The organism is Pseudomonas sp. EA_65y_Pfl1_P113, assembly GCF_963970525.1.
In the GTDB taxonomy this organism is placed as follows: domain Bacteria; phylum Pseudomonadota; class Gammaproteobacteria; order Pseudomonadales; family Pseudomonadaceae; genus Aquipseudomonas; species Aquipseudomonas tritici.
In genome coordinates, this window is the sequence record NZ_CAXAQM010000414.1 from 1 (window position 1) to 498 (window position 498).

Below are 498 nucleotides of genomic sequence, written 5' to 3' on the forward strand. Positions count from 1 at the left end.
ATTGCTATCGCCAACGCTTTGCCCCGACGCGATCGACGCATTGCTCGAGCGGCTCGGCGAGCCGCTGGTGATCGCCGATCGCGCCGCGATCCAACGGCATCGGCTTCTCGAGCGAGGCTGCGATGTAGTCGTCGTTGATGGGTCGATGGATGGCGCGACTTGTCTGAAGCAGCTGACTTCGGCGTCACCCTCACCGGTCAATACGCGCGCGCCGGATGATGTGGCAGCGATCACGCACACGTCTGGCACCACCGGAACGCCGAAATTGTGTATGCATACTGGCCGCAGCCTGGCGGGCCAGGCGTGCGTTCAGTTGATCGCCCACAAAGTCTTCTTGACCAAACGCGACGTCTTCGCAACTTGTCCAACGGCGATCCACGCTCGGGTGCTTTCAGGCTGGCACGCCCTGTTGGCGGTAGGTTGTGGTCACCTGGCTCTCTTCGAATCCGATCCAGAAACGACGGCGACCTTTTTCAAGCGCTATCGGCCGACCGTGGT

The 498-nt window shown here is 61.6% G+C and carries 1 protein-coding gene; it reads left to right on the top strand.

All coding sequences use genetic code 11. The annotated features are described in order from the left end of the window. On the top strand, positions 1–498 hold a 498-nt coding region (locus tag AACY52_RS30335), incomplete at both ends, for an AMP-binding protein (RefSeq protein WP_339561384.1).